Source organism: Marinobacter sp. UBA3604, assembly GCF_002375325.1.
In the GTDB taxonomy this organism is placed as follows: domain Bacteria; phylum Pseudomonadota; class Gammaproteobacteria; order Pseudomonadales; family Oleiphilaceae; genus Marinobacter; species Marinobacter salarius.
The window spans coordinates 1-9,076 of sequence record NZ_DFMB01000044.1; the positions used below are offsets into that span (position 1 = coordinate 1).

Consider the following 9,076-nt stretch of genomic DNA (forward strand, 5'->3'; position numbering starts at 1 on the left):
CCGCGATGAACCAAAAAAAAGCCTGCCCCCCGTTTCCGGGATGCAGGCCTCAATGCCTGATGTTCTGTCAGTTTTCGTCACTGCCGTTTACCCGCGCAGTGAATGCAAGATCGTCTATGTTGACAAAGCAGTCTGCGTGCCATGTTTTTAAATTATTGATATTTATAAATAATAATGAATGAGCACAAAAATGAGTGTTATTGAGGGCGGGATTTCGTGGCTGTTTTAGTGCGTGACGCTTCTTTATTGGGCGTAGCCATGGGGTTATCGGCCAGCCAGTCGTGGAGGTGCTCTCCCAACAGGCGGTCGCTGGCAACATCCACGGGGCCGTAGCGCCCCGACAGGGTAAAGGGGAGTTGGTGCCGGCCCTCGGTCTTGCTGTCGATAACCGGTGCGTCAATGCCCATGGAAGCTGCGGCGTTGCGGAACAGATCCGGCCTGACGACCTGACGAACCATGGCGCCGTCCACCGGGCCGAGTTGACCCCGGAGCGTCAGGCGGGTTGCCAGCCAATGGGCTTGTGACAGCCAGGGGAAGTTGGCGGAGTGGCGAAAAAAGTGTTGATGCAATCGCGGATGGAACAGACTGTACGGGTGGTTATCCAGCACGTTGATCTGTTCACCCAGATACTCGGGCCTGGCCAGGATGTCCCGTAGCAGGCGATGGTTGTGAGGGTTATCCAGCCACTGACAGGCTGCAAGCAGTGCCCGCAACAGGTGCCGGTGCATCACGTCGTGCTGCTCCGTCCAGTCGGCGCGCATACCCAGAACCTTTTCAGGGGCGTTCTGCCAGATCTGGTGGCCGGAATGGAGAATATGCCCCAGCTTCTCGTACTCCAGCAAGCTGTTCCAAGGCTCACCGACGCAGCAGCCTTCGATGGTATTTGACCGAAACGCGTCCACCATCTGTATCGGGGATACGGGGATGATCTGCACGTGCTGTTCCGCGTCTGATCCGGCAGAGGCCAGCCAGTCCCGGAGCTGAAGGTCATGGCTGGACCAGGGCGCCACGGAGGCCAATCGTATTGGCTCGCCTCTGCCCCTGGCCACGCGTATCAGCGCGCGAGCGGTGGCAATGGGGTTCTCCAGATCCGTGGCTGAATGGGTCAGTTCGTGATGCAGCCGAGCGCTGAGGGTAATCCCGTTGCCGTTGCGGCTCAGCACCATGCCGACCACAACGGGCACTTTGGGGCGGTCGGTCGCCAGGGACATACTCAGCGGCATCGGCGCCAGCATGTGGCCGCCGTCCAGCAGGCCAAAACTGACCTTGTCGCGCAATGATGCCCAGGAGCCTTCACGCACCAGTTCCACGTCCAACCCTTCGGCATCAAACAGCCCCAGCTCCCGCGCAACAATCAATGGTGCGCTATCGAGCAGCGGCACAAAGCCGAGGCGGACATTGAATCCGGGATGCTTGTGAAGCGGGGTTGGACGAACCATGGATGCTCCCTAACAGCGTTGATCAGGATGCTTTCTGGATGGCACCGGCCGAGCCCTGGCTATGTCGTTCCAACAGCTTGATAACGCGCCCCGCCATCACCGCCAGGCGTTCGCTGTGCTCCATGGCAGAGCTGCGCAGCATACGATAGGCCGTTTCCTCGTCGCAGTTTTCATGTCGCATGATCAGCCCTTTGGCTTTCTCAATAACCTTGCGGTCTTCCAGTGCCGAGCGGGTTTCCTCCAGCTCTGCTCTCAATGCCTGAAAGGATTCGAACTGCGCTACGGCTGAGTCAATGATCGAGCGAACCCGGTCCGGCTGTATGCCGTCGACAACGTAGGCGCTGACCCCCGCCTTCACTGCGGCATGGATGGTGGCGCGATCACCGGGCTGGTCGGCGAAGAAAACGATGGGCCGGGGTGCGTGAGTGTTGAGGGTGCTCATGTTCTCCAGGGTATCCCGGTCGGGCGAGTCCATATCAATGATCACCATGTCCGGCTGGTCGCGGGCAACCGCTGCGGTCAGGCCGGTAGCATCCGGGCGCTGGCGAATGACTTCATGGCCCTCATGTCTGAGCGCCTGGCAAACCTGGCTTGCCCGTTCGGGGTCCTTGTCGATCAGAAGGATGCGAAGGGGTTCTGGCGAATTCATGATGGTTTCCTCGATGTACAGGCATTGGATGCCTTTCTCTTTAACGCTGTCAGCAAAACGGTTCCATCAGTGTCGTTGCAATAAATTTGCCAGGGTCACGGGAAGTGCCTTGCGAGCAGGGGAATAGCCGTTTCTCAAGGTCATGGGCAAATATTTTTATTCGTTAACTGTGCGCTCTGATTGGGCGTTTTTGAGCGTTTTGCACTGTTATGACTCCTGGCACGGGAGTATTGAGCGGTCCCAGAGTTTGCTGAAACACCTGCTGGCCGGTTTTCTCCGGGAGTGGCCCTGGATTTGCACGGGCTTTGGGAAACGTTTGTAGCGAAAGCTGACACGCCAACCATAAACTGCCAGGCCCGGGGTTACTTGATCCCGGTACTGAATGCTGGCAACGAAGCCCGCATGCCCGGTTCCTGCCTGTTCAGGGAGTTCCGGACATTGCGGGCTTTTTTGTGCGTGTAACACTCAGGAGACACCGTGGACTTACTCAACACTACTGGCCCGGACCCGGTTCATACCACCTGCCCCTATTGCGGGGTAGGCTGTGGCGTGATGGCCTATTCCGACGGCGGCACACCGGTGGCCGGGGACAAAGACCACCCTGCGAACAAGGGGCGCCTGTGTGTGAAAGGTGCCAGCCTTCACGAAACCACCGGCCAGGAAGACGGACGGTTGCTGTTCCCGATTGTCAGGGGTCGCCGCAGCGAATGGGAGCAGGCGCTGGACGAGGTGGCGCATGCGATACAGGACAGCGTCAAGACTCACGGCCCACAGTCGGTGGCCTTTTACCTGTCGGGCCAGTTGCTGACCGAGGACTACTACGTCGCCAACAAGCTGGCCAAAGGGTTCATTCGCACACCTCATGTGGATACCAACTCCCGGCTTTGCATGTCGTCGGCTGTGGCTGCTCACAAACGGGCCTTTGGGGCGGACGTGGTTCCGGGTTGCTATGAGGACCTGGAGCTGGCGGACCTGCTGGTTCTGGCTGGCAGTAACGCCGCGTGGGCGCATCCGGTGCTTTACCAGCGTATGAAGGCCAGTGCGCGGGATGGGCGTCGAGTGGTTGTTATTGATCCACGCCGCACCGCCACCAGTGAACTGGCGGACCTTCACCTGGCGTTGCGGCCAGGTACGGATACGGTATTGTTCAACGGTTTGCTGAGTTGGCTCGCCGATCACGGTGGCCTGGATCAGGCCTACATTGATGCGCACTGCCAGGGTTTCGATAACGCATTGGCAAGTGCACGGGCGGCGGCCCCAAGCGTCGAATCGGTCGCAGAGCAGTGTGATCTTGCGCCGGAGGATGTCGAAACCTTCTATGCCTGGTTTGCAAAGACGCCGCGAACGGTTACCGGTTTTTCCCAGGGCATAAACCAGTCGATTGCCGGCACCGACAAAGGCAATGCGATTATTAACAGTCACCTGGCAACAGGCCGGGTGGGTAAGCCCGGAGCGGGGCCCTTCTCCCTGACCGGCCAGCCCAATGCCATGGGTGGACGGGAAGTGGGCGGGCTGGCCAATACCCTGGCCGCTCACATGGATTACGACAGCCCGGGAGCCCGATCACGAGTGGCGGATTTCTGGGGTACCGGTGCGGTGGCCGATGGTCCGGGCCTGAAGGCGGTGGACATGTTTGAGGCGGTTCACCGTGGTGATATCCGGGTGATCTGGATCATGGGAACCAACCCGGCGGTCAGTCTGCCGGATTCGGCCCGGGTTCGGGAGGCCTTGGCGCGTTGTCCCACCGTGATTGTTTCAGACTGCGTCGCCCACACCGATACCACGGACCTCGCGGACATCCTCCTACCCGCCGCTGGCTGGGGGGAAAAGGATGGCACAGTCACCAATTCGGAACGCCGTATTTCGCGGCAGCGTTGCTTCCTACCCCTGCCCGCGGAAGTAAAACCGGACTGGTGGATCATGAGTTCCGTGGCCGGAAAACTGGGGTTCGGCGAGGCATTTAACTATAAGCGGCCAGCGGATATCTTTCGCGAACACGCAGCCCTGTCCGCCCATGAGAACAACGGTGAGCGCCTGTTTAACCTTGCCGGGCTGGCTAACCTTTCAGATGCCGGCTATGAAGCGCTGATCCCGGTGCAATGGCCAGTTATGGAGGGCGCTGGAGTGGAGACTGAAGGCTCGACACGACTGTTTTCCGATGGCCGTTTTGTCACCGACAACCAGCGTGCCCGCTTTGTCGCCATCAACACCCGATTGCCCGCCCAACAAACCAGTGACGACTACCCCATGGTGGTCAATACCGGCCGTATACGGGACCAGTGGCACACCATGACCCGAACCGCCAACACCCCACGGCTACTGACTCACCGCTCAGAGCCCTATGTGGACGTGCATCCCGACGACATGGTTGCGCACCAGCTGAAGGAGGGGCATCTGGCGCGGTTGAGCCTCGGTGACGGCGGTTACGTGGGGCGAGTCCGAAAGAGCCCCGAACAGCGTCGTGGCGAGGTATTTATACCCATCCACTGGAATCGACAGTTTGCGTCCAGTGGGGTTGCAACACTGCTTACCGAGTCAGTGACAGACCCTGTTTCGGGCCAGCCGGAGGCCAAACACGGTCGAGCCGACATTACGCCATTCCGCGCCCGTTGGCATGCACGATTGCTGGTCAGGCGCAATCGGCCGCGGCGCTGGCAGGCCGACTACTGGTGCCAGGTGCCATTGCATCATTGCGATAGTTGGTGGCTTGCCGGGCGCCAACCCATTGACTGGCCCACGGCGATGACCGAGTGGCTGGGCGGAAAAGCGCATCTTGTAATGGCCGATGCGGCGCAGGGGCGGTTTCGCGCTGCCCGGCTGGTCAACGGGCAACTGGAAGCGGTGTTGATGGTCGACAGCGATCCTGCGTTGATACCGGAGGCCAGTTGGCTGGATGGCTGTTTTGCCGAAACAGAACTCTGCGATTCCAGTCGTCGGGCGCTGTTGGCTGCACGGGACGTCGACGTGGAAGATCCGGGCGCCATGATCTGTAGCTGTTTTCAGGTTGGGGAAAACCAGATAGCCGGTGCCATTGCTGAAGGGGCGCAGTCGATAGAAGCCCTGGGTCATAGCCTGAAGTGCGGCACCAATTGCGGGTCCTGCATTCCGGAGTTGCGCGACCTGCTTGCGGTATCAGTCCGCAAGAGCGCGTAACAGAACCAGGGGGACCCGGTATCGCAAGCCACGGTAGCGCCCTGTGCCCTCCACGGTGCAGGTTTTCCGGTTTACCCGGATAATCCGACCTTCCAGTTCTCGTTTACCGGCACCAAATTCCACGGCATCTCCTACCGCCCAGTTGGCTTTGAGCTGACGGGAGTCCGGCTCCGGAATAGGCTCGTCAGGCACCGCAAGCCCCGCCTCCTCAGCCTGAACGGCGAGATGATGCCTGGCAGCCTCAGCGCCCCCACTGGTGTGGAGTTCGTCCAGGATCCGGTAGAAGTGCTGATTGTGGACGGAGCCGCGATAACGCTGGCCCGACACATGCTGGAGCAGATGCGCAAACTCGTGGCAACAGGTGTGCGCCAGCAGATTCAATGTGGTGACTGTCCCTCCGAAATACTCTCTCTGGCGGATCTCCCGCCCGGACAGCCAGCCACCAACCGCATCGGGCTGGTGTTTGTCCATAATCATGCGTTTACCGTAGGTGATCTGGTGCTGCTTCAGGTGTGGATCAAAACGATGGTAGGTGGCCTGGCCCGAGCCGACGCGGCATAGCAGGGTGCTGGCGGGCAGTTGATCGCGAACCCATTGGCGGGCGGGCGTCCAGAGAACCTCTTCGGTCACGGCGCACATCAGGTTGCCAAGTTGAATGGCGCTATTTACTGGAATGGTCATTCTGGGCGAGCCTGGGTGTGAGTCTTCTGCCGCGAATCGATCTGAACACGCCAAGGGTACCTTTCGATTTGCCAGTTTGCTATGGCCCTGTAGCGCATTGTTGTTTAGAGTCTCCTCCACATTTTGTGTACTGGTTGTTTCTGGAGATGCCACTTCATCATGAATGCCGAACAGCTCAAACAGCTTGAAGACGACCTCTGGTCCGCCGCCGATAACCTGCGGGCCAACTCCGATCTCAAGTCCAGCGAATACGCCACGCCTGTGCTTGGGTTGATCTTCCTGAAATTTGCCGACAACAAATACAAGAATGCCGAAACGCAAATCACAAAAGAATTCACGAAACTCAAAGGTACCCGCCGGGAAAAGCCGATCTCCGAAATCGCTATTCAGAAATGCGGCTTCTACCTGCCGGACCACGCCCGCTATAAACATCTGCTCGAATTACCGGAGCAGGAGGAGCTGGCCAAAAAGATCAAGCAGGCGATGGAAGCCGTCGAGGAATACAAGCCCGAGCTGGACGGCATTCTTCCCAAGGATGAGTACGTTGCCCTTACCCGAACCAGCAACACCCTGCTGCCGGAACTGTTGAAGAATTTCTCCAATATCCCGGCCGATGCCAGCGGCGATATTTTCGGCAAAATCTACGAGTTCTTCCTGGGCAAGTTCGCTCTGAGCGAAGGCCAGAAAGGCGGCGAATTCTTCACGCCTACCTCGGTAGTCAAGTTGATGGTAGAAATCATCGAGCCTCACCACGGCACGGTATATGACCCGGCATGCGGATCGGCGGGGATGTTTGTTCAGTCACAGCAATTTGTGGAAGCCCACCGAAGAAAACTGGACGAGCTGGGCGAGGCGCATCACAAAGACGAGCTGTACGTTTACGGCCAGGAGAAAACCCTCGACACTGTAAAGCTGGCAAAAATGAACCTGGCGGTGAATGGTCTTCGCGGGGATGTGCGGCAGGCCAATAGCTACAGTGAAAAGCCGTTTGAAGACGTGGGTCAGTTCGATTTTGTGATGGCGAATCCGCCCTTTAACGTGGACGATGTGCCGCTGGCGACGGTTGAGAATGATCCCCGCTTCAATACCTACGGCCTGCCTCGCAAAAAAACCAAGGCCAAAGCCAGCGAGCAGGGAAAGGAAACCGTTCCCAACGCCAATTATCTCTGGATTAACCTGTTCGCCACCTCCCTGAAGGACAACACCCCGGACAGTGGTCGGGCGGCACTGGTCATGGCCAACTCCGCTTCCGATGCCCGCCACAGCGAGGCGGACATTCGCCAGACCCTGATCGAGAACAACCTGATCTACGGCATGCTCACCCTGCCATCCAACATGTTCTACACGGTCACCCTGCCGGCTACCCTCTGGTTTTTCGACAAGAACAAGCAGGACGACCGCATCCTGTTCATCGATGCCCGCAACATTTTCACCCAGATCGACCGGGCCCACCGCGAGTTCAGCGAAGAGCAGGTCCAGAACATCGCCATCATCAGCAAGCTGCATAAGGGCAAACGGGCTGAGTTTATCCGGCTGGTGGACAGCTACTTCCGCAAGGGCATGGAGCAACTGGTGGCCAACCGGGAAAAGGTGGAGCCGGTCAGCGAGCAGCTACTGGACGTGCTGGACGACACCCAGGGCAAGCAGACCGTGGGCGAGCTGGTCAGCCAGTGGCAAGGCCTGAAAGCCCTGCAGCAGGCCAGCGATGAATACCGTGAAGCCGCTGACCTGCACCTGACCACCCCGGAGGCCATCGAAACCGCCAACCGCACTCAGCACGAACTGAGAGCGAAATTCGATCCTTTTTTCCAACAGCTGCACACCGGCCTGAAACAACTGGACAAAGTTGTGCGCCAGCATGAAAAAGCCAGAGCCGAAGAAGCCAGACAAGCCGGCAAACGCACCACCACCGATCGCAACGCCCGCCGCCTGAAAGAAGCGCTGGAGGAACTGCACAAGGAGGTTCGCAGTGCAGAGGCCTACTACCAGCATATCCACTGGCTGCAGGAGCGTTTCCCGAAAGCTGAGTACGAGGATGTGACGGGGCTGTGCAAGCTGGCCACCCCGGAGGAAGTAAAAGAGCAGGATTATTCCCTGAATCCCGGGCGATATGTGGGGGTTGTGATTGAGGAGGATGGGAAGACTGAGGAGGAGTTTCTGACAGGAATTGAAGACTTGAATGATGAACTTACATCATTGGATTCCGAGGCAGAGGTTCTCGCCTCTTTAATCAGAAAGAACATATCTGCGCTGGTTGAGAGCAAATGATTGATTTCCCAATAGTCAAAATAGGCGAATTGATCAAATCTGGTGAGGCTGAAATTCAGACCGGCCCTTTTGGTACTCAGCTAAAAGCCAGTGATTACTCTGATCATGGGTATCCGGTAATCAATGTTCGAAATGTCGGTTTTGGGGATATCCGTACAGAGAGTTTGGAGTTCATTGATGACCGGGTTGCGGAGAAGTTGCCCACACATAGGTTGATGCAAAATGACATTGTGTTCGGTCGAAAAGGGGCTGTAGAAAGGCATGGGTTAATCACTGGAGCACAGGAAGGCTGGTATCAGGGTTCTGACTGTCTGAGATTGAGATTCAACTCATCCAGGGTGAACCCTAAATTCATTTCTTATTTCTTCCGAACGCAGGCCCATCAGGACTGGATGATGGCCGTGTGCGCATTCGGGGCGACCATGGCCTCCTTGAATCAGGACATTGTTAAACTGATTAACGTCCCGGTTCCGCCGATTGATATTCAGAATAAGATCGTGGGATTGCTCTTTGCCTACGACGATCTGATCGAAAATAACAAACGCCGCATCGCCCTGCTGGAAAATATGGCCGAGGAAATCTACCGTGAGTGGTTTGTGCGGTTCCGGTTTCCGGGGTGGCAGGAGGAGGAGTTTGAGAAGGGACTTCCGGTTGATTGGTCAATCAAGAAGCTCAGTGACATATTGAGTCTTCAGTATGGAAAAGCTCTCAAAAATGAGGATCGTGCTGAGGGCTCTGTGCCTGTCTACGGCTCCAGCGGAGTCGTTGGTTTCCACAACGAAGCTCTCGTTGAGCGACCGGGAATCATCGTGGGTCGAAAGGGTAACGTAGGGGCGATTCATTGGTCAGATGTTGCTTTTTACCCGAGCCTGTAAATAAATCTGTG

Annotated in this window: 6 protein-coding genes; 3 read left to right on the forward strand and 3 right to left on the reverse strand. The window is 57.6% G+C overall.

All coding sequences use genetic code 11. From position 1 onward, the window contains the following. Positions 1-197: 197 nt before the first annotated feature. On the reverse strand, positions 198-1,439 hold the full coding sequence (locus tag B2590_RS13815; RefSeq protein ID WP_036201978.1) for a CmpA/NrtA family ABC transporter substrate-binding protein: 1,242 nt from the start codon (positions 1,437-1,439) through the stop codon (positions 198-200). A 22-nt stretch (positions 1,440-1,461) separates the two neighbouring features. After that, positions 1,462-2,088 carry an ANTAR domain-containing response regulator gene (locus B2590_RS13820; protein ID WP_036201980.1) on the reverse strand — a complete coding sequence of 209 codons (627 nt, stop codon included), beginning with the start codon at positions 2,086-2,088 and terminating at the stop codon, positions 1,462-1,464. Between the two features lie 477 nt (positions 2,089-2,565). Between B2590_RS13820 and B2590_RS13825 the strand changes: the two genes are divergently transcribed. Next, on the forward strand, positions 2,566-5,241 hold the full coding sequence (locus B2590_RS13825; protein WP_286810548.1) for a nitrate reductase: 2,676 nt from the start codon (positions 2,566-2,568) through the stop codon (positions 5,239-5,241). Here B2590_RS13825 and B2590_RS13830 read toward each other — a convergent pair. Then, positions 5,221-5,922, reverse strand: a complete 702-nt coding sequence (locus tag B2590_RS13830; protein WP_286810549.1) for a hypothetical protein — start codon at positions 5,920-5,922, stop codon at positions 5,221-5,223. The genes B2590_RS13825 and B2590_RS13830 overlap by 21 nt on opposite strands. A gap of 159 nt (positions 5,923-6,081) precedes the next feature. On the opposite strand from B2590_RS13830, the gene B2590_RS13835 reads away from it, so the two are divergent. Then, on the forward strand, positions 6,082-8,190 hold the full coding sequence (locus B2590_RS13835; protein ID WP_286810550.1) for a type I restriction-modification system subunit M: 2,109 nt from the start codon (positions 6,082-6,084) through the stop codon (positions 8,188-8,190). Then, a complete protein-coding gene (locus tag B2590_RS13840) occupies positions 8,187-9,065 on the forward strand; it encodes a restriction endonuclease subunit S (RefSeq protein ID WP_286810551.1) in 879 nt (292 codons plus the stop codon). The genes B2590_RS13835 and B2590_RS13840 overlap by 4 nt, the downstream gene beginning before the upstream one ends. The last annotated feature ends 11 nt before the right edge of the window (positions 9,066-9,076 follow it).